This window comes from Trichocoleus sp. FACHB-40 (genome assembly GCF_014695915.1).
GTDB lineage: Bacteria > Cyanobacteriota > Cyanobacteriia > Cyanobacteriales > FACHB-T130 > Funiculus > Funiculus sociatus.
The window spans coordinates 1-19,631 of record NZ_JACJPF010000076.1; the positions used below are offsets into that span (position 1 = coordinate 1).

The 19,631-nt window shown below is 45.7% G+C and carries 18 protein-coding genes and 2 pseudogenes; 3 read left to right on the forward strand and 17 right to left on the reverse strand.

The annotated features are described in order from the left end of the window. Positions 1 to 328 precede the first annotated feature (328 nt). The 5 genes from H6F63_RS17980 to H6F63_RS18000 form a co-directional block, all read right to left on the reverse strand. Positions 329 to 1,204, reverse strand: coding sequence for an SDR family oxidoreductase (locus H6F63_RS17980; RefSeq protein ID WP_190638903.1), 876 nt, complete (start codon positions 1,202 to 1,204; stop codon positions 329 to 331). A gap of 66 nt (positions 1,205 to 1,270) precedes the next feature. Next, positions 1,271 to 2,146 (reverse strand): exodeoxyribonuclease III, encoded by an 876-nt coding sequence (locus H6F63_RS17985; RefSeq protein WP_190638904.1) that lies wholly within the window; start codon positions 2,144 to 2,146, stop codon positions 1,271 to 1,273. A 67-nt stretch (positions 2,147 to 2,213) separates the two neighbouring features. Beyond that, on the reverse strand, positions 2,214 to 3,857 hold the full coding sequence (locus H6F63_RS17990) for an acetolactate synthase large subunit (RefSeq protein ID WP_190422680.1): 1,644 nt from the start codon (positions 3,855 to 3,857) through the stop codon (positions 2,214 to 2,216). Positions 3,858 to 3,909: 52 nt separating this feature from the next. Continuing rightward, a complete protein-coding gene (locus tag H6F63_RS17995; RefSeq protein WP_190638905.1) occupies positions 3,910 to 5,277 on the reverse strand; it encodes an NAD-dependent succinate-semialdehyde dehydrogenase in 1,368 nt (455 codons plus the stop codon). A 360-nt stretch (positions 5,278 to 5,637) separates the two neighbouring features. Then, positions 5,638 to 5,784, reverse strand: a complete 147-nt coding sequence (locus H6F63_RS18000) for a hypothetical protein (RefSeq protein ID WP_190638916.1) — start codon at positions 5,782 to 5,784, stop codon at positions 5,638 to 5,640. Positions 5,785 to 5,790: 6 nt separating this feature from the next. Between H6F63_RS18000 and H6F63_RS18005 the strand changes: the two genes are divergently transcribed. Then, the gene (locus H6F63_RS18005) at positions 5,791 to 6,237 is read left to right on the forward strand and encodes a response regulator (protein WP_199298122.1); all 447 of its coding nucleotides are present in this window, start codon (positions 5,791 to 5,793) and stop codon (positions 6,235 to 6,237) included. Here the strand turns inward: H6F63_RS18005 and H6F63_RS18010 are convergent. Next, the gene (locus H6F63_RS18010; protein ID WP_199298123.1) at positions 6,179 to 6,628 is read right to left on the reverse strand and encodes a DUF2294 domain-containing protein; all 450 of its coding nucleotides are present in this window, start codon (positions 6,626 to 6,628) and stop codon (positions 6,179 to 6,181) included. The two genes, H6F63_RS18005 and H6F63_RS18010, sit on opposite strands and share 59 nt — an antisense overlap. Before the next feature lie 778 nt (positions 6,629 to 7,406). Between H6F63_RS18010 and H6F63_RS18015 the strand changes: the two genes are divergently transcribed. Continuing rightward, complete coding sequence (locus H6F63_RS18015; protein WP_190638907.1) at positions 7,407 to 7,841, forward strand: response regulator; 435 nt, start codon at positions 7,407 to 7,409, stop codon at positions 7,839 to 7,841. Positions 7,842 to 7,931: 90 nt separating this feature from the next. Here H6F63_RS18015 and H6F63_RS18020 read toward each other — a convergent pair whose 3' ends face one another. The 3 genes and pseudogenes from H6F63_RS18020 to H6F63_RS18030 form a co-directional block, all read right to left on the reverse strand. Next, on the reverse strand, positions 7,932 to 8,303 hold the full coding sequence (locus H6F63_RS18020; protein WP_190422685.1) for a DUF2294 domain-containing protein: 372 nt from the start codon (positions 8,301 to 8,303) through the stop codon (positions 7,932 to 7,934). 137 nt (positions 8,304 to 8,440) lie between these two features. Further along, positions 8,441 to 9,499 (reverse strand): zinc-dependent dehydrogenase, encoded by a 1,059-nt coding sequence (locus H6F63_RS18025; protein ID WP_190638908.1) that lies wholly within the window; start codon positions 9,497 to 9,499, stop codon positions 8,441 to 8,443. Between the two features lie 146 nt (positions 9,500 to 9,645). Beyond that, positions 9,646 to 9,841: pseudogene (locus H6F63_RS18030) on the reverse strand (IS1 family transposase); the annotation flags it as partial. Between the two features lie 340 nt (positions 9,842 to 10,181). Here H6F63_RS18030 and H6F63_RS18035 point away from each other — a divergent pair. Continuing rightward, the gene (locus H6F63_RS18035) at positions 10,182 to 10,832 is read left to right on the forward strand and encodes a methyltransferase domain-containing protein (RefSeq protein WP_277876442.1); all 651 of its coding nucleotides are present in this window, start codon (positions 10,182 to 10,184) and stop codon (positions 10,830 to 10,832) included. 18 nt (positions 10,833 to 10,850) lie between these two features. Here the strand turns inward: H6F63_RS18035 and H6F63_RS18040 are convergent, their stop codons facing one another. The 8 genes and pseudogenes from H6F63_RS18040 to H6F63_RS18075 form a co-directional block, all read right to left on the reverse strand. Further along, a complete protein-coding gene (locus tag H6F63_RS18040) occupies positions 10,851 to 11,420 on the reverse strand; it encodes a Uma2 family endonuclease (RefSeq protein ID WP_190638910.1) in 570 nt (189 codons plus the stop codon). Between the two features lie 97 nt (positions 11,421 to 11,517). Continuing rightward, on the reverse strand, positions 11,518 to 11,880 hold the full coding sequence (gene nirD / locus H6F63_RS18045) for a nitrite reductase small subunit NirD (RefSeq protein ID WP_190422693.1): 363 nt from the start codon (positions 11,878 to 11,880) through the stop codon (positions 11,518 to 11,520). A gap of 112 nt (positions 11,881 to 11,992) precedes the next feature. Beyond that, positions 11,993 to 14,536, reverse strand: coding sequence for a nitrite reductase large subunit NirB (gene nirB, locus H6F63_RS18050; protein WP_190638911.1), 2,544 nt, complete (start codon positions 14,534 to 14,536; stop codon positions 11,993 to 11,995). 301 nt (positions 14,537 to 14,837) lie between these two features. Beyond that, complete coding sequence (locus H6F63_RS18055; RefSeq protein WP_190422695.1) at positions 14,838 to 15,395, reverse strand: pentapeptide repeat-containing protein; 558 nt, start codon at positions 15,393 to 15,395, stop codon at positions 14,838 to 14,840. Between the two features lie 273 nt (positions 15,396 to 15,668). Beyond that, positions 15,669 to 16,571, reverse strand: a complete 903-nt coding sequence (gene hetR, locus H6F63_RS18060) for a heterocyst differentiation master regulator HetR (protein ID WP_190638912.1) — start codon at positions 16,569 to 16,571, stop codon at positions 15,669 to 15,671. 362 nt (positions 16,572 to 16,933) lie between these two features. Further along, the gene (locus H6F63_RS18065; protein WP_190638913.1) at positions 16,934 to 17,200 is read right to left on the reverse strand and encodes a hypothetical protein; all 267 of its coding nucleotides are present in this window, start codon (positions 17,198 to 17,200) and stop codon (positions 16,934 to 16,936) included. A gap of 274 nt (positions 17,201 to 17,474) precedes the next feature. After that, complete coding sequence (locus tag H6F63_RS18070; RefSeq protein ID WP_190638914.1) at positions 17,475 to 19,391, reverse strand: FAD-dependent oxidoreductase; 1,917 nt, start codon at positions 19,389 to 19,391, stop codon at positions 17,475 to 17,477. A 42-nt stretch (positions 19,392 to 19,433) separates the two neighbouring features. Then, positions 19,434 to 19,631 (reverse strand): annotated as a pseudogene (locus tag H6F63_RS18075) (IS1 family transposase); the annotation flags it as partial.

The window sequence follows — 19,631 nt, forward strand, 5'->3', positions numbered from 1 at the left end:
TTTTTGTAGTTTCTCTACTTGCTCTTGATTGAGATAATTTTTCGCTGGCATCTTTCACTTGTTAGACTAAATTTACTTTCGGATTATACTTTATTTAAATGCTGAACAGCTTACATACTATAAAGTTTTAGATTGCCAAATAATTTTGCAAATTGTCAAACTATTAACGATGCAGGTGAATGGCTTTAGCATGATGTTGATAGCAAGCTTTTATTGACAGCTAATGATGGGGTGAATAAAACCGAGCTGTGGGTATTATAGTTAGGTGATAACGGGGGAGAAGCGATCGCGTTTATTATTCAAGCGCGATCGCTTCTTCCCTAAATTCTCAAACCCCCAAGTAACGCCGTAAGAAACTCTCCAACGATTCCATCTTCATCCCAAAAATTGTCTCTAAATTCTCAACCTCTTGGGGTGTGCAGAAAAATTCATTGTCTAGCAACGTGCGAAAGGTGCCAAGAGCTTTAGACGCTTTGGGATTGACCAATCCCAAAGCACTCCGGAACCCATCCAACACAAACAGCGGTGGGTTAATGATAATCGGCTCCGTGTTGAAGATGCGACCAAAAATCCGGGGGATATCCTGACGCTGGAGGACATCTGGCCCGCCTACGGGTAAAATTTGATTTCTGGCACCTTCAACGCTTACAGAGCCTACAGCAATCTGTGCCAAGTCGTCGGTACTCACAATAGAAGTCCGACTTTGGCGATCGCCAATAAGTAAATAAATCCCAGTTTCCCGAAATTGTTCTGCTAAAGGTAGGAGATTTGAGGCAAAACCAGATGGGCGCAGGATAGTGTAGTTTAAACCACTTGCTATTAGATACTTTTCGACTTCCCGTTTTGCCTTAAACGACGGTGCATCTTCATATCCCCTGTCTACTCCCAATACCGAAATAAAGACAAAGTGCTGGACACCTGCTTCTTTTGCCCGATCGATCAGTTCAATATTAGCTCGGTAGCCTAATGCTTGAGCATTGCCCTCACCTCCGTGAGCGCTGATAATATACTGAACGCCCCGACAAGCTTTTTCGATATCCTTATCTTGCTGCAAGTCACCGATAAATATTTCTGCTCCTCGGTGTTCGAGTTCGCTGTGGCGAGACGTGAGGCGGACAAAAGCCCGCACTGGCATTTGCCGTTCTCGAAGCGATCGCACGATCCGCCGTCCGAGTCCTCCTGTGGCTCCAGTTACTAAAAACATGATGTTAATTTCCTTTTTTTATGTTGTATTTTCCTCGTTCCCCACCAGTGGCGGGGAACGAGAAATCTAAAATTCCACAATCACTGGGGTATGATCGCTGGGTTGAGATAACTGACGCGGGGTGACATCAATGGTGCAGCTTTTTGAGCGTTCGTAAAGGTCTGGTGTTAGGTAGTGATGGTCAATTCGCCAACCCCAGTTCCGTCGAAATGCCCCCGCACGATAGTCCCACCAGCTGTAATGTCCTGTCTCTATTGTGAATTTCCTAAAGGCATCTGCCAAACCTAATTCTAAAATAGAGCTTAAGGCTTGACGCTCTGCCTCGGATGCCATAATCCGACCTTTATAACTTGCTGGATCGTGTATATCTCGGTCTTCTGGGGCAATATTGAAATCACCGCACATACATAGGGATGTTAAATCTTGAAATACCCCCAATTTATCGGGGGTATCGGATTTTGGATGAGGGGATTCTCCGATTTGGGCAGGTGTCTGGCTTCCGCTACAAATAAGGTGCAGGTATTCGCGCAGGGTTTTTAGCCAAAGAAGTTTGTATTCGTATTTTTCGCTACCTACGGCGGAACCATTGGGGACGTAAAGATTGAGGATGCGGACACCATCGACAACGCCAGTAATTACCCGTTTTTGTTCGTCTAATTCGCTGTAGGGACACGGCATCGTATCCCTACACAAAACAGGCGCAAAGCCTGCGCTGACATCCTCAAGGGGTTTTCGGCTGAGAATGGCAACGCCGTTGTAGGATTTTTGTCCAGAAACGTAGACGTGGTAGCCTAGTGACTCTAAGGGCGATCGCGGGAAGTCTTTATCTACTACTTTGGTTTCTTGCAAGCACAGGACATCGACAGGATTATCCTGCAACCACTGCACCACATGATCCAGGCGAGTGCGTACTGAGTTGACATTCCAAGTTGCAACTTTCATCGGTTATTTGCTAATAGCTAATTGCTAATTGTAAATTGGCTTTCTCCCATTAGCTATTAGCAAATAACTATTCCCAAATTTTGCAACTCAAATCGCCAGCTTTTTGCGTCAAACGGAAGTTTTCCCGGTAGTCTACAGGACAATCAATGACTGAAGGCACTTCCTGTTCTAAGGCAGTTTTTAAGGTGGGAATTAGGTCGGATGCAGATTCAACTCGGTAGCCTTTTAGTCCCATACTTTCGGCAAATTTGACAAAATCCGGATTGCTAAAGTGAACAAAAGAAGACTCGCCAAAATGATTGTGTTGTTTCCACTCAATCAAGCCGTAACCACCATCATTAAAGATTAAGGTGACAAAGGCAGTTCCGACACGCAGCGCGGTTTCTAATTCCTGGCAATTCATCATAAAACCGCCGTCGCCAGTGACAGCTACAATTTTCCGATCTGGATAAACTAATTTGGCGGCTAAGGCACCTGGAATCGCGATACCCATCGCAGCAAAGCCATTAGAAATGATACAGGTATTTGGGCGATCGCAATGGTAGTGACGCGCCATCCACATTTTGTGCGCCCCTACATCGGAAATTACAATATCCTCTGGCCCCATCACTTGCCGCAAGTCATAAATTATTTTCTGCGGCTTGATTGGATACCCATCATCCGTTGCATACTGTTCGTAATCTGCCCGAATATCTGCCCGTAATTGTAGGGAATAAGGGGTGGCTTTGCCTTTTCGATCGGCACGTTCCATAATTTCCCGAAGCGAGTCGGAAATATCCCCCACAACTTCCACCAACGGGATATAACTGCTATCAATTTCTGCTGGTGTAACTCCTATATGGACGATCGGGATTTCACCTAGGGGATTCCACTTTTTCGGGGAATATTCTATCAAATCGTAGCCGACCGCAATCACCAAATCTGTCTTATCAAAAGCACAACTGATGTGATCTCGCTGTTGCAATCCCACACTCCACAAGGCTAAAGGATGGGTATAGGGAATTACACCTTTGCCCATGAAGGTATTCGCCACAGGAATATTTAGGCGAGTCGCAAATTCCGTTAAGGCTTCACTAGCATCGGCACGAATCGCGCCATTCCCAACCATAATCAAGGGATTTTGAGCTTGAGAAATTACCTCAGATGCCTTTTCAAGACTGTGGAAAGAGGCAAAAGTTTTCTCCAAACCATCCTTGTGAAGGGGACTGCCGACAGCTGTCATTTCAGCAATATTTTCCGGCAAATCAATGTGAACTGCCCCTGGCTTTTCGCTTTGAGCAATTTTAAACGCCTTGCGAACAAGTTCCGGTGTAATGCTAGGACGAACAATCTGCTTATTCCATTTAGTAACTGGCTCAAACATTGCCACCAAATCTAGATATTGATGGGATTCGATGTGCATTCTGTCTGTGCCAACTTGTCCGGTAATTGCCACTAGAGGCGCACCATCCAGATTAGCATCTGCAACACCAGTCATCAGGTTTGTAGCTCCTGGCCCTAATGTTGAAAGACACACGCCAGCTTTTCCTGTGAGTCGTCCATAGAGGTCTGCCATGAAAGCAGCACCCTGCTCGTGACGTGTAGTAATAAACTTAATTGAAGACGTTTTTAAAGCTTCCAAAACGTCCAAATTCTCCTCACCAGGAAGTCCGAAAATATATTCGACTCCCTCATTTTCTAAACAACGTACTAACAGTTCAGCTGTATTCATTTTTTCTGTACCTCTCTCTGGCGCTTCAGCGCCTATGTGGTTCGTTTTCACTTCATCTCACCCACACGGTTTTGATATTCACAAATTCATGAATTCCTTGGATACCTAATTCCCTCCCATATCCGGAACGCTTAATTCCACCAAAGGGCAGACGCGGATCGGATTTCACCATGCCGTTAATAAATACAGCACCAGCTTCTATTTCATTAATCAAGCGATCGCGTTCTGCTTCCACATTAGTCCAAGCACTCGCGCCCAGTCCAAAAGGTGTGGCATTTGCTAACTTTATTGCAGCATCAATATCCTTCACCCGGAATAGTAACGCCACAGGCCCAAAAAATTCTTCAGCTTCGGCGGGGCTACCTGCTGGAATATCGGTCAAAATCGTGGGAAGATAAAAATTACCTTTACGGTCAGATAGTCGCTTTCCACCAGTAAGAAGTTTTGCACCCACGTTGACGCTTTCTTGAACTTGCCAATCCAAGTCCTTGAGAATGGATGGGGTTGCTAGCGGCCCTAAGTCGGTGTCTTTATCCATAGGATCGCCGATTTTCATCGCTTCAAACTTCTCGACTAGAAGCTTTTCAAAAGAGTCCGCGATCGCATCCACGACTATAAAACGTTTCGCCGCAATACAAGATTGACCGTTATTCAGCAGCCTGGCAGTTACAGCAGTAGACACCGCTGCATCTAAATCTGCACTTTCTAAAACAATAAACGGGTCGCTTCCTCCGAGTTCCAAAACAACCTTCTTAATTTGTTTCCCCGCAGCAGCAGCCAGACTCATCCCCGCTGGTTCACTTCCAGTCAAAGTCGCTGCTTTCACCCGATCGTCTGCTATAATACTAGCCACTTTATCCGCTCCTACCAGTAAAGTCTGAAACGCCCCATCCGGAAATCCGGCTTTCTGGAAAATCTCTTCAATTGCCAAAGCACACTGCGGCACGTTGGAAGAGTGTTTAAGTAAGCCGACATTACCCGCCATCAGCGCTGGTGCAGCAAAGCGGAACACTTGCCAAAAGGGAAAATTCCAAGGCATCACGGCGAGGATAACACCGAGTGGCTGGTAGCGGACGAAGCTTTGACTTGCGTCAGTTTGGGCGGGGACATCCGCCAGAAACTCAGCGGCGCGTTCGGCATAGTAGCGACAGACGAGGGCGCATTTTTCCACTTCTGCGATCGCTGACTTGAGAGTTTTGCCCATTTCCAGGGTCATCATCTCGCCAAAGCGGACGCGATCGCCCTCTAAAATGTCAGCAGCTTTCATCAGCCATTGCGATCGCTCTGCCATTGGCGTATTACGATACTGCACAAAGCAAGAATCTGCTAGTGCCAGCTTAGTTTCAATCCCCGCATCCGTCAGCGCCTCAAAGGTTTGTAGCGTTTCCCCAGTTGCTGGGTTAATCGTGGCAATACCCATTCGATCCTCCCTCCTATTCAAATTCCATCGGGAGAGCCGTTTATAATAAATCCAGTAAATAAGGAAAAAGGAAAAATGCTCTCACGCAAAAAAAAGAATTCTTGAGTTTTTCCTTTCTACTCCCTTGCTCCCCAATCTCTACAAGTCTGCGTTATAGCTTCTCCCGAAGATTTCTATTCTAAGTTGTTGTTGTAGAGAGGGTTTGAGACTATTAAGCACGGATACAATAGTTGTACTTCCTTAACAAAGTTTTTATATTTTGTAATTTTTCCGATAAAATAGCACTAAGGTTATAATTCATCTACTAGCGTAGAGTGTCCATCAATTCAGCCTAGCAACGACACTCGCCCTACTAGGTTATTAGGCACGAGCCAATCCCGAATAAGCGCCGGAATGCCGCTGAAGGAATGCCTCGTCCACACTCTTGGTGAAAATTACTGGCAGTAGAGGATTTACCAGGAATAATAGAGGATGGATGATTTGGAACTTTTCCACCGTAGCGGTCATGATTTTATGAGCAGCAACGAACAGTTATCTGCTATCAAAGCACCCGTAATTTTGGCGGTTGATGATGATGAAGATAACCTGCTGCTATTAACTTACGTCTTAGAGCCTCTAAATTGCACGGTCATCACAGCGGTTGATGCTCATACTGCTTTTGAAAAGGTAGAAATCGAACATCCGGATTTGATTTTACTGGATGTGATGTTGCCTGACTTAGATGGTCTCCAAATTGTCCATCAACTCAGGCAAGATTCCAAGACTAGGGCGATTCCTGTCGTCGCTGTGACGGCTTTGGCAAGAGAAGAAGATAAAAACCGCATCCTCACAGCCGGGTGTAATGACTATATCAGCAAGCCTTACTTAATTGAGGATTTAGAAGCAATCATTCACCGGAACCTTACCCGGAATCGGTCTGTTGTTGCTCCTGCGGAAGTGCCGATGGATTGCGCGTCATAGGTACAGCAGCTAAAACGACAATGCTACTGGTACGACTTGTTTCTAGGCTAGAGTGGATCATTAGATCGAGTACAGGTATTTCCACCACTTCCTCAATCAGATTCTGGAGTTTTTGGTGAATTACTTTATCTAAATTAAACCGCATTCGCTCAACCAAGTTTTCTTTGCCACTATCGGCCAGAAATTGTTCTGGTTGAGTAACGGAATTGTCTATGACTATGGCAATTTTGTCACCGAGAATTTGGCAAGTAACTTTACTTGGGTGATGTCCTAGATGAGTGTGCCAGAAATCCTCAACCCGCTGTGAGAGCGTTTGTTCTAATTGAGCGCAAGTTGGTTTTAATTTCTCCTGCATAGCGATCGCTTTGAGGAAGAATAAATTTTTATACATTCTTAATTTGACTGTAACAGCGATAAAGATTCAAAAAACTACTCAAAAGATAGATATAAAAATACTAAAAGTTGCATATTTAGCACCTAGACAAAGTAAAGGACTCAAGAGGAGGGGATTCATAAGCCCAATAGCTGTTGTTCCGAATTGGGGAAGGAAAGAATTCTTTTTTTCCTTGAGTTCCCTTAAATGATTGCCTTTTTCCCAATCCATTTGATGAATGACTTTTAAAACTCAGTGCCTTGGTGTCATATAGCACATCCTTTTGAGTAATATTGAGTAAATTTAGCAATAGTTGCTGTTTATCTCCAAAATATGCAATTTTTTGTCTATTTTTCTGTAAAATCAGGGTGCAAGCCAAACTGCCACTAGCTTGTTATGTTCTCCTTAATTGCATGGGCCATCAACCTAGTGGGGCAAATACGAGCCAGTTCAGTAAAAGTGCCTAAAAAAGCCACTTTGGGAATGCCTCGATATAGGATTAATCTGAATACGGTTCACTTAAGGTTTCATCCAATACTGGTCGATTCCCCTATCTCCCTTGAAAATCTCCCGAAAGAAAGTGTGTAGCGATCGCCTTCCCCCAGATACTTCAAGCAAGACAGAGGGAAACTGCTGTTAGCACCCTTTTTGCAATCCGTCGTTGAAAGCAGCGGCGGGAAGAATGGCGAGAATTTTTATTCCTGGGGGTCGGGGATTTTCAAGTAAGACTAAGTGAACTGTATTGAGAGCAACTTCTGCGATCGCCCGCTTTTAGAGAGGATAGCCTCGCGCAGTGATGACTTCCCCGGAACAAAGCATAAATTCGGATGCTAACAGCAACACTCAACAAGAAATTGTCAAACAGCCTATGATTTTGGTTGTAGAAGACAATGAAGACAACTTATTGCTGCTTTCCGAAGTGCTACTGGCTATTGATTGCTCGTTCATCACCACCACCAACGGTAACGCAGCTATACTGTTAGCACAAACTTACCAGCCAAAACTAATTTTGTTGGATATTTTATTGCCTGATATGAACGGTGAAGAAGTTGTCTACAATCTTAAGCAGAATCCCCAAACTATGGCAATCCCAATTGTTGCTGTCACCGCTTTGGCAAGACCAGGAGATAGAGAGAACCTTTTATTCGCAGGCTGTAGTGACTATATTAGCAAGCCTTATCTAATTGACGATCTAGAAACTATTATCTTCCGCTATCTGGGGCAATTTTAAATATTAAATTTGTTCGTCAATTTAATATCTCATTCCCAGTTCTCGCACGCATCTTGCCTGCGTTATAATTACTATTCTCTGGTTTCTTTATCATGAATTGCGAACTTGAGGAGCGCTAGACAATACCACAATAGTACCAGTACGACCTGTTTCTATTTTGGCATCGCTGAGTAAGTCGATCACAGATACACCCAGCACTTCCTCAATTAAAGATTTAAGTTGTGGCTGTAGAGCCTTTTCTAAATCTGACCGTACTTGCTCCGCTAACTCCTCTTGACCATTCTGAGCTAAAAGTTGCTCCGGCTGGGTGATGGAATTTTCTAGAATGATGGCAAGTTTTTCATCAAAAATCTGGCAACTAACTTGACTCGGCTGATGCCCAAGCTGAGTGCGGTATAAAGATTGAATCCTCTGCGAAAGGGTTCTTTCTAGTTGCCCGCGTGTAGGAGAGGATGAGTCCATATAGCACAATTTAAAAGCAAAATATCATCAAAAAATATATCATCAGATAGATGATAAATACTAACTTTAGCAGTAATAAAAGTCTAAAAAATACTCCAAAGGAGAGATTTTCAGACAAAAAACTGTGGTTAAAATTGCTAGTCTGCGGCCTGGGGATAGAGCAAAATCTTGTAGGTTTCGGGGGTGGGAGCGATCGCTTGTTCTACAGCTGCTGACAAATCTTCCAGAGGATAGCGATCGCTAATTAGTGCATCCACATCAATTCGCCCATTGAAGACAATATCTGCCGCCAAAGCTTGTACCCGATAGGATGAACTATAACTGCCCATTAAATCAATTTCCCGACGATACAAAATATTAGGATTAATGGGAATTTCTACCTCATCGGGGAACTCGGCAAAAAATAGAATTTTGCCACCTTTTCTGGTACAATCTAGAGCTTGGAAAAAAGCTTTGTCGCTGGGAACTGCTAAGAGAGTTGTATCAACTCCCAAACCGCCAGTGAGGGCTTGAATTTTGCTAACAAAATCTGGATCGCGGGGATCGAACGCAGCTTCAGCACCAACACTCAAAGCTTTCTCGATACGGGAAGGTAGGAGATCGGTAGCGATCGCTCTAGCTCCAAAATACTTCACCAGCATAATAAACATCAGCCCAATTGGCCCTGCGCCCGTCACCAGAACCGTTTGACCAGGAGCCACAGCCGCTTTCTTCACTGCCTTCAGACAGCAGTTGGTAGGCTCGACAAAACTCGCCTGCTCAAAACTAACCCGATCTGGAATCGGAATCAATCCGCCATTGCGGACAATGTGACCGGGAACCTTGACAAAATCTGCAAAACCGCCACCGCTGGGAGTAAAACCAGCCGTAGTAGTGATATTTTTGTAAACATCGCACATTGAGAAGTTGTCATTCAGGCAGTAGTCGCAGTGCATACAGGGAATGTGGTGCATCACCACAACTCTTTGCCCCACTTGCCACCCAGTCACCTCACTCCCCACTTTGGCAATCGTTCCAGCCGTTTCGTGACCAAAGATGCGCGGCGGTTGGTACAGGGGATAGCGAATTTTTTTGATATCCGACTGACAAAGCCCAACTACCCGAACTTGTACCAGCACTTCATCCGCTGCAAAATCCGGGACTGGTACTTCTTCGTAACTCAGTTGATTAACGCCTCTGAATACCTGTGCTTTCATGCTGATTTCTCACTGCTAACGTTACTAGATTTAACATTAGCAGTGAGCGTTTAGCTATCAAGTTTCATATTCTTACCTTCAGAAAGTCATCTGGTGATTGTGCTTTTAACCCAATAGGTAAATTTTGTGCTTTAAAGGGTAGTGCGTCAAATGATAGTGGGATAAGTGATTAGCTCATCCCAAGACCAAGGTTCTAGTGTTAATCCGGCTCGTTGGGCTGCTGTTGTTTTAAGCCGACTGTGTTGCCAAATCCAGTTGAAGTAACTCACCACTAACCCTCCTAGTCACCTTCGTCTGTTCCCAGACCTTACCAAACTTATTCTGTTTGCGATGCCATCGACCTGGTCTACAGCAAGTCTGCAACCAATTAATCATTAACGTCCTTCCCTGGACTCATGCTGAGTTCGAGCAACTGAAAGGTCGTATCTACCGCCAAGGACAATGCCAAAACAAGGGAACAATGGTGATTCCGCTAACTTACGCCATCGTAAATGAGCAGCGGTGGTCTTGGTGCGACTCGAAGATGCAGCGACTGCGGTTTAAAAAGTCCATCGCCGATGCTGCTGTTGACGGTGTAGTTCCAGAGGGATACTTGCGATCGCCTGCCCAAGCCTATCAAGATGTAATCGCTTGGCTAGAACGCCTCGAAGCTGGCGAAGTCGAAGTTATCACCCGTCCGAAGATGGTAATTCCGATTCCCGATAACGACCCAGTAGACGTGCAGCGACGACTGCGGCGTTACGGCGACTTTTCCGCCATGAACCGCCACTGGAACCAAACCCGCAGCGAAACTACTCACCAACGCCTACAGGAGAATCCAGAGGAGTGGGCGATATATCATACTTTATATACTGAGTCAAGAAAAAATTGGACGGTCATCCCTTATGAAGAAATGATTCGCTGGTACCAACAACGTAGCGGCTACACTATCGGTGATTTCGGTTGTGGTGAGGCGAAGCTGGCTGAGGCGGTGTCCGATAGACATACAGTTTACAGCTTTGACCATATTGCTGTGAATAAGGACGTTATCGCCTGCGACATCGCGCACGTTCCCCTTGACGATGAAAGGCTTGATGTAGCGATTTTCTGCCTGTCACTCATGGGAGCAAATTTCACTGATTACCTGCGCGAGGCGAACCGCACTCTTAAACTGGATGGTCATTTACACGTTATCGAAGCAACTTCAAGATTTAGCGATCGCGCTCAATTCCAAACTGACCTAGAGGCTTTAGGATTCGTTGTTGTTAGCATTCAGGATGTATGGAAATTTACCCATATCCATGCCTTAAAGACTGAACGTAAACCCCAAGATGGAGTAGAACTCAAATTTTAAAGCGATCGCTTCCCCTTCCTATACAAAAAACCGAGACACAGGACAGGTAAAACCTGGTAACAGAGGAGAATTAATTTCATCATTAGTTAACAGCGTTGTGACCAATCTCAGCGTCGCATTTTCGCGGCGGTAGACTTCAACTTGTTGCAAACGCCAATCAGCAATCCAATACTCTTGGACTCCCCGCGAGGCGTAGAGTTTGAGTTTAGCTTCTCTATCTCGGCGTTCATTCTCTACACCAGGCGATAACACCTCCACCACTAATTCTGGTGCGCCTGTGAGATGTCCCGCCTCGTTTAACAAAACGGCTAATCGTTCATTGCTAGCCCAAACTACATCTGGTATTACGTTGTCTGACTCGCTGAATAGCACACCCGGAGTGATGCTGGCTTGCCCTAAACCACTAGACACAGACCAATCATCAAGTTCTCCAAAAATTCTGCCACAGGCGCGTTGATGCTTCCAGTGGGGCGCTCTGGTCATGAATAGCTCTCCATCAATAATCTCATAGCGCGTGCCTTCGTTGTCAGGTAAGAGGTTTATATCTGTAGTAGTCCAACGCACTCCATCAGTTACCTTAGACTGCATAGGAGAACTCCTTTTCATTAGTTGTATATATAGTATGGCTATTAAAAAACCCGGTTTCTTTATTGAAACCGGGTTCTTTGATGAAATGTAGCAGTAGTTACTTGCTAACGGCTACTTGCACTTTATCTTCAACTACTCTGACTGGAAAAGTAGGAATGCTTACGGTTTCGTCATCGAAGCATTGTCCTGTGAGCAAGTTAAAATTTTGCTTGTAAATTGGAGATGCAACTTTGGGGATGCCATTGCGATCGCCTACAATTCCCCGCGATAAAACAAAGGTTTTGCTAAAGGGATCGTAATTACCCAGCGCAAACACATCAGCCTCATATCCTACCCGAAAAATCGCCACCTGTTTACCTTCCACTAAAGCACACACTCCAGTATTAGGCGCGATCGCTGTCAGGGGACAAATATCAACCCACTGCGTAATAGTCTCACGAATCGGTAATGCTTGAACCATTGTGTCTTCCTGCTAACTAATCTTTGCAACTCTTATCCTGTGGGGTAAGCAATTCCCACTCTACTAACTTCTTGCCCCCTCTTTGCTTGCGGGGAAAGGGTTGGAGGTGGGGTTACTCTGAAATCCCAACTAAAGTTTTCTCGTGTTCATAAGCTGGGCGTTTTTGTCCCCGTTCTTCTACATGAACCAGACTCGGATCTGGTTCTTCGGAATTCACGAAGATCCGGAAACGCTGTACCTTTTCCGGATCTTCAATCGTAGCTTTCCACTCACATTGATAGGTATTGACAAGGTGCTGCATTTCCTCTTCCAACTCAGCACAAATGCCAAGAGAATCTTCAATAACTACCTGTTTCAGGTATTCGATTCCACCTTCAAGTTTGTTGAACCAAGTTGCCGTGCGCTCAAGTCGATTTGCAGTGCGAATATAGAACATCAGGAACCGATCTATATATTTGATCAACGTTTCCTTGTCGATGTCTGATGCTAACAGTACCGCGTGTTGCGGCTTCATTCCACCATTGCCACACACATACAAATTCCAGCCATTTTCTGTAGCGATGATGCCAAAATCCTTGCTTTGAGCTTCCGCACATTCGCGGGTGCAACCTGATACTGCGGATTTTAATTTGTGAGGCGATCGCAAGCCTCGATAACGCAGTTCTACCTCAATTGCCAAACTCGTAGAATCCTGCACACCAAAGCGGCACCAGGTGCTACCGACGCAAGATTTTACCGTGCGGAGTGCCTTACCGTAAGCGTGTCCCGATTCAAATCCGGCATCTATCAAGCGTTTCCAAATGTGGGGCAATTGATCTACACGCGCACCTAATAAATCAATGCGCTGTCCGCCAGTAATTTTGGTATAAAGACCAAAATTACTGGCAACTTCTCCTAATACAATCAGCTTATCTGGCGTTAGTTCACCACCGGGAACTCGTGGGATTACCGAATAAGTTCCATCCTTCTGAATGTTTGCCAGGTAATAATCATTGGTATCCTGCAACCCAACGTGAGGCATCTCCAAAATATACTCGTTCCAAGTAGAAGCGAGAATAGAAGCTACAGCAGGCTTACAAATTTCGCAGCCCTTACCTTGACCATGTTTTTGAATTAAATCTTCAAAAGTCATGATTTTTTGAGAACGCACTAAATGATAGATTTCTTGACGGGAATAGGCGAAGTGTTCGCAGAGATTATTTTTAACCTCTATCCCCGCCTTCTTCATTTCAGCTTTGAGGATATCCGTCACCAGCGGCACACAGCCGCCGCAACCTGTGCCTGCTTTGGTGCATTTCTTGACGCTGGCAATATCGGTGAAATTGTTTTCTTGAATCGCGGTACAAATTTGCTCTTTGCTGACATTATTGCAGGAGCAAATTTGAGCAGTATCTGGTAAACTTTCTACACCCATGCCTACTGTAGCAGGCTGACCTTCGCGGGGTGGCATGAGTAAATCTTCTGGATGAGGCGGGAGCGCGATCGCATTCTGCACAAATTGCAACAGCGTACCGTAAGCGGAAGCATCTCCTACTAGAATTCCGCCTAAAAGACGGCTACCATCCTGATTTAAAACCAGCTTTTTGTAAACACCTTGAACTGTATCGCTGATGGCGATTTCTTTAGCGCCGGGAGATTTTGCAAAGGCATCCCCGAAACTGGCAACATCCACTCCTAGAAGTTTGAGTTTGGTGGACATATCCGCGCCAGCAAAGCTGCTCGTTGCTGTGTTGGACAAGATATCCGCCGCTACTCCTGCCATTGTATAACCGGGAGCGACTAAGCCGTAGATGCGATTTTGATAGAGGGCGCATTCTCCGATAGCATAAATATTTGGATCAGATGTTTGACATTGTTCGTTGATAACAATACCGCCGCGATCGCCTACTTCTATTCCACAACTTCTAGCGATTTCATCGCGGGGACGGATTCCAGCCGAAAACACAATCATGTCTGTTTCCAACTCGGAACCATCAGCAAAAGTCATTTTAGCGACTTTGCCATTTTCACTAACAATTTCTGTAGTTGATTTACTGGTATGAATCGTCACCCCAAGTTCTTCTATTTTGTTGCGAAGAATATTGCCGCCAGCATCATCAACTTGCACTGGCATCAGTCGGGGAGCAAACTCAACAACATGGGTTGTCAAACCCATACTTTTAAGAGCGTTAGCGCATTCTAAACCTAATAAACCGCCGCCAACAACAACCCCTATCTTACTATTTTTAGCATGGGCTAACATCGCCTCAAGGTCTTCAATTGTCCGATAAACAAAAGTGCCTTTGGCATCATTTCCTTGAATGGGCGGTACAAAAGGATAGGAACCTGTCGCTAGAACAATTTTGTCGTAATCAACAGTTAAACCGTTAGCAGATGTGACTGTTTTTTCTTCTCGATTGATGGCAACTGCTTTATCACCGATATGAATTTGAACACCGTTTTTTTGATATAGTCCAGGTTCAACCAGAGATAAATCTGCCGCAGTTTTTCCTGAGAAGAATCCACTGAGGTTAACGCGATCGTAAGCAACGCGAGGTTCTTCGCAGAAGGTAATCAAATTCCAGTGCTGAGTTGCTCCTTTGGCAATCATCAGCTCTAAGAACTTGTGTCCTACCATGCCATTGCCAATAACGATTAGATTCTTTTTGGCTGTCATTAGTTTTTACAATGCCTATCTCTCAGTCATCCTAATAAGCTTTCAGCATTGTTCCGTATCTTTAGTTACCAAATAGTGGTTACTTATGCAAGAGGTGAATGATCCCCATTTTGTTTTTGCATTATGTAGGAAAAGGTTATAAAAATGTGCAGTGCATCAAAGCAGTAATACCGATTTCATAACTCTCTGTATAAAAACTGTAGGGGCAATTTATAAATCGCCCCTACTACAGGAAATTCATAGAAAATTTTAAGAAGTCTAGCCAAGAATTAAATGTAGCAGCACCCCAGATTTGCATCACCTAATCATGAACTCTGCCATCTGGTAGGGTGGTCTTGAAAAGGTTGACCCTGTGAAAGCTTACGCCGTAGATAATCGCCCGATGGAGGTTTGCAGCGCGCAGGTTCGCCCAAATCAGGTCGGCTTTGTGCAGGTTTGCTCCTTCCAGGTTCGCATCTTCGAGGTTTGCCCAAGAGAGATCCGCCCAGGAAAGGTCAGCTCCCCGAAGATCCGCCCCACGGAGATCGACGCGGCTGAGGTCGGCTCTGCGGAGGTTAGCTTGGCTGAGGTTTGCCCAAGAGAGATCCGCTCTTTTAAAGTCTACTCGGCTGAGGTCGGCGCGGCTGAGATCGGCGCGGCTAAGGTCGGCACCACTGAGATCGGCTCGGTTTAAGTCTACCCCCCGCAACTCTACTTTGCTGAGGTCTGAGAGTTTCTCCGGGCTATGTTTCCTTAGCTCATTCCAAATTGATACTCCTTGTCTGAGCAGTGTTAGATGTTCTTGGCTGGCTAAATACCTTACACCTACCGGAGCGTTCTCATTCTGTGGCGATGGGTTTATGGAAAATACGGGTGACATTTTATTCTTATTCCTAGGTAATTCTAGGTTAATTCTTCCCAGATTAACCTCTAAAATTTCATCTGTGTAGTTTTTTTTACTCTCTTTTATCCTTCTAGAAAGGCAGCCAAGATGCTTGTACTACGCCTAGAAACGTTAAAAGGGGGAGGCTAGAGCCTCCCCCTGTTGAAGAAATGATCGTGAGGCGAAAGCGGCGCGTAGGCAACGCTTTCGCTAACACAGGTGGGATTCCCTGGCTGTGGATTGGGAACGAGAAAACGAGATATTCCGGATTCAAGAATCTTCTTTTGGCCCGAAAACCATTTGTAGAATAATTGGCTGACCGTCGGGACGGTGATATTTATCTGCCCAATCTCGAACAATTACGTCGAGTTCTTGCATGGCTTCCTGAATCTGATCTGGCGGGATATCCAGTTCCTCCAGTATCCGCATTACATTTGGCTGGCGTTCTGCCCAATCTTTCATTAGTCGGAAGTACCGGGCGGTATCTTCAACCATGATGTAGGTGCGTTCTTCGTCTTCGGCGGGTGAATAGGAGGCGCGGGTAAGGGCGTAGAAGGGCAATCCCCAAGGACAATCAATTCGGGTCACTGTACCGGAATAGATTAAGCGGCGCTTGATGTGTTCTGCGAAAGCTTCGCTCAATTCCAAGCGTCGGTCTTCTGGCAAATCTTCTTGCGATCGCTTGTGCAGAAATTCAATCAGTTCGAGGAACTGAAAGGCGTTGATTAGCTGGGCATCTGGCAGATTAGCGGGCAGTTTTTCCTCAAGGTAGCGCTTTTCGTCAGCGTTCAGGCTGGTGCTATAAATGCGCGATCGCCCTGGTTGCCACGGATACTGTTCCATCCACACATAGGGAAACTGTATCAAATAGCGAGGTTCTTGGGAACCCAGCATTTTCAACAGCTTCCCTTCCGTTAAGGCAAGCCTGACTTCCTCAACAATGACCTTGACCCGCTTTGGCTCAATGTGGTGCAGGTGTCCCGTCATGCGGATATTTTGCCCCTGCTCCAAATAAGTCATGTATATGGCACATTTTGCCGCCGTGGCAGCAGCATCCAAAAAAGCCCCGTGCCTGTGTCCGCCAGTTCTCATGGCACTGAAGGCTAAATAAAACATGATCTGATCCATAGCACCGGGGCTGAGGCGTTTGATCAGATCGAGGTCGTTGATCATATGAGGGGTGGTTACATCGCAAAAGTATAAAACTTGTATTTCTTGGTGAATAGTTTATCTTTCACCTTCGCAGTGAGTTCCAGTGGCTCGCGCTCGTCCGCTGAACTCAAGGCACCCCGATAGTATCAAGATAATAATCTCTAATTATAGAAAAGAAAGACCTCATAGACAGCAATGGTTGCAAGAATAAATGGCTATACCTCCAATGTGGCGTGTCAAACAGTGTTTCTTGGTACACTAGCATACAGGCTTTTTGAAGTTGTTTGCTGTCTGTCGATAGTTTTTTACCCAGGAGGCCCACTGGGAGCGAGCAATTAAGGACTTACGCCGTCATTGGCAGACGCCGACATTTAAACAGATGATTAATGCTCATCCAGAGTCAAGATTAGTCTACTGTGGAAATGCGTCACTCTTGAGATTGTTTCCGGCTTCAAGGCGGGCGATCGCAATATAATTAATTTAATCGGTATGGGCGATCGCGCTCCTTGACTCCCTGTTGTTAAGTTTGAACCGATACTGATAAAATCAATCAAAGCATTTACCCGTATCTCGGCGAGAGGTTCCCCTGGGGGGAGATTGGCAATCTTGCTTGGCTTGAGCGATTTTAACTGATGTTTGTTGATCTCCAAACGAAGATCCGAGTATTTTTGTTAAGCTAGACCACATCCCCACAGAATTAATTGCCACAGAGATTGATAACAAGCTCAACAACATGATAGACGTGTAAGGGCGCATAGCAGATGTCCGTGTCAGGGTTATAGTCCCTGATACGGAGTTCCTATTTATGCACCCGGATGAACTTCTGTAAAGAAGCTTAATTGTTGCTAACCTGTTCCAGATTTAACTTGCATAAAGTCACTCGGCTAATGTCTTGCCAAGACGGTGTTTAACTATGCGTGACTTTTAACTTTTGACTTGCTGTGGAAGCTGATTGTGCAAAATCTTTTCCACAACTAACCAGTTACCTGATAGGTTGAGATGTCCCCAAAAGCAGAGTGTCTGTTGGTCTTTGCAGGTTTGTAGTGCCTGGTCTACCTCTGGGCTAAGAGCGATCGCATTCCAAGTTTGCTCGTCCCCGACAGTTATGGTGTAATCCTGTTCGGCGCGGCGCTGGAAGATGCCAGTGAAGAGGGACTGGGGGTTGGGGACTGGGGGCTGGGGACTAGGGACTGGGCAGGGACTAGGTAAGACTTTTTCCTCTTCCCCAATCCCCCATTCCCCATTCTTGCTAAAGGGGCAATTACCATTCTTAGGGTAGGCTTCTGGGTTGTCTAGGTAGTAACGTTGCCAGTGCAGCCAGTCGGGGCGGTCGGGTGGCATATTAAATAGAGGGATAATCGCCGATGCAGCTTGTTTGTCTTGCAACAATGCTTCTTGCAGGACTCTGACTGGCAAATCTCTTGGCTGACAAGCCCGCTGCACGCAAAGCGCCGCCGCCATACCAGCGGCTTGACCGATATTCATCACGATTGGCTGTAACCGCGTAGCACCATTGGCAATATGGGACACGGAAATATTTTTTTCACAGACGAGAAAACCATCGACTGAGGCGGGAATTAGGCAACTGTAGGGAATTGTGAACGGTGTCCCAGTCCAACGTCCGCCCCAACGGAGGGATTTTGGTTTGACCAAGAAATTAGTGTTGGGATAATGGTGATCGTTCGGGTAGTTACCGAGGGCGATCGCCTGAACTTCTCCAGCAGCATTCACTCTCAAGGGTGCAACTTGTCCAACCACAGGTAAAATATCCTGCTCCCGCACCGTAGCGAGTCCCACTAGGCGGCGACTTTCTCGGTAGTAAGGATGCAAAGCATAAGCACCAGTTCGATTCTGGATTTTGTCTCCTTCCTTTTTTAGGCGGGAGCGATTTTGGATTGTGCTGTTGTTTGTTGAGGATTCGGGGAATATATTCTCTGCTAAGCCGAGTCGCCCCAACTGGGTTTGAATAAAGTGGACAAAGCTTTGAGTATGCCACAGACTTTCTTGGAGAAATTCGCGCCGCGCCGCTTCTGATTCCACCAAACGCCCCACGCCTTCACCATAATCATTGCCGCATACGGGCCAGTTGATCATCAAAAGGCCCCCAGGCAAACGTCCATAATTGAGAAAATTCTCCCAACCGTAGTTATCCCAAGCGCCCACGAATGGATTTTCAAATCCCTCCTTTTTAAGAGAGGTAGGGGGAATTGGATTTTCGATTTTTGGAGATGCACCCTCCCCAAAATCTTGCATAATTGCTACCCAAGTGGGAGCTTGGACTGGATATTTTTCAGTAAGGTGATTGGGTGAGTTTGGCGCACTGGGTTCGCCAAACTCTGATTGCATTTCCCATCCCCAACGATACGGGATTTCTGCTAGAGGCAGTAAATCTCCTAGTTCAGTTGCATCTAGAGTTATTTGGGCATGGACGGTAAAATCGGCAAATCGGACACCGAGAATGCGATCGCTACTTCGCAAAACTTCCATAGGCACCCTTTCCGAAATCCAGTGCAAATTTGGCAATTTTTGCACCCAACAAGCAAAAATCTTGGCACCTACACGTGGATCGAAGCTAAACATACTCACCCAGCTATTGTGCAAACCTCCAGGTTGTCGTTGCTGCAATGAGCGCAAAAACTCGCCCCAAAGCCCCGTCTGAAACGCTGCTAATTCGTTGCCATCGGGGGCAGAAACGCCCGCTGAGGTTAGCATTCCGCCCAGCCAGGTAAATTCGCTTACTAAGACAGTTTTGGCACCACAACGGGCAGCTTGTACAGCTGCTGCTGTTCCTCCGGTACCGCCTCCCACCACCAAAACATCAGCTGTAAATGTTTGTACCATTTCTGAATTTTTCTACACGCCAAAAGATAATTTGGTAGTGCGTCAAATGATAGTGGGATAAGTGATTAGCTCATCCCAAGACCAAGGTTCTAGTGTTAATCCGGCTCGTTGGGCTGCTGTTGTTTTAAGCCGACTGTGTTGCCAAATCCAGTTGAAGTAACTCACCACTAACCCTCCTAGTCACCTTCGTCTGTTCCCAGACCTTACCAAACTTATTCTGTTTGCGATGCCATCGACCTG

Bases quoted from the DNA above. Each gene is read 5' to 3' on its own strand.
- H6F63_RS17980 (WP_190638903.1), bottom strand. From the start codon at position 1,204: ATGTTTTTAGTAACTGGAGCCACAGGAGGACTCGGACGGCGGATCGTG.
- H6F63_RS17985 (WP_190638904.1), bottom strand. From the start codon at position 2,146: ATGAAAGTTGCAACTTGGAATGTCAACTCAGTACGCACTCGCCTGGAT.
- H6F63_RS17990 (WP_190422680.1), bottom strand. From the start codon at position 3,857: ATGAATACAGCTGAACTGTTAGTACGTTGTTTAGAAAATGAGGGAGTC.
- H6F63_RS17995 (WP_190638905.1), bottom strand. From the start codon at position 5,277: ATGGGTATTGCCACGATTAACCCAGCAACTGGGGAAACGCTACAAACC.
- H6F63_RS18000 (WP_190638916.1), bottom strand. From the start codon at position 5,784: ATGACCGCTACGGTGGAAAAGTTCCAAATCATCCATCCTCTATTATTC.
- H6F63_RS18005 (WP_199298122.1), top strand. From the start codon at position 5,791: ATGAGCAGCAACGAACAGTTATCTGCTATCAAAGCACCCGTAATTTTG.
- H6F63_RS18010 (WP_199298123.1), bottom strand. From the start codon at position 6,628: ATGTATAAAAATTTATTCTTCCTCAAAGCGATCGCTATGCAGGAGAAA.
- H6F63_RS18015 (WP_190638907.1), top strand. From the start codon at position 7,407: ATGACTTCCCCGGAACAAAGCATAAATTCGGATGCTAACAGCAACACT.
- H6F63_RS18020 (WP_190422685.1), bottom strand. From the start codon at position 8,303: ATGGACTCATCCTCTCCTACACGCGGGCAACTAGAAAGAACCCTTTCG.
- H6F63_RS18025 (WP_190638908.1), bottom strand. From the start codon at position 9,499: ATGAAAGCACAGGTATTCAGAGGCGTTAATCAACTGAGTTACGAAGAA.
- H6F63_RS18035 (WP_277876442.1), top strand. From the start codon at position 10,182: ATGGTAATTCCGATTCCCGATAACGACCCAGTAGACGTGCAGCGACGA.
- H6F63_RS18040 (WP_190638910.1), bottom strand. From the start codon at position 11,420: ATGCAGTCTAAGGTAACTGATGGAGTGCGTTGGACTACTACAGATATA.
- nirD (WP_190422693.1), bottom strand. From the start codon at position 11,880: ATGGTTCAAGCATTACCGATTCGTGAGACTATTACGCAGTGGGTTGAT.
- nirB (WP_190638911.1), bottom strand. From the start codon at position 14,536: ATGACAGCCAAAAAGAATCTAATCGTTATTGGCAATGGCATGGTAGGA.
- H6F63_RS18055 (WP_190422695.1), bottom strand. From the start codon at position 15,395: ATGTCACCCGTATTTTCCATAAACCCATCGCCACAGAATGAGAACGCT.
- hetR (WP_190638912.1), bottom strand. From the start codon at position 16,571: ATGATCAACGACCTCGATCTGATCAAACGCCTCAGCCCCGGTGCTATG.
- H6F63_RS18070 (WP_190638914.1), bottom strand. From the start codon at position 19,391: ATGGTACAAACATTTACAGCTGATGTTTTGGTGGTGGGAGGCGGTACC.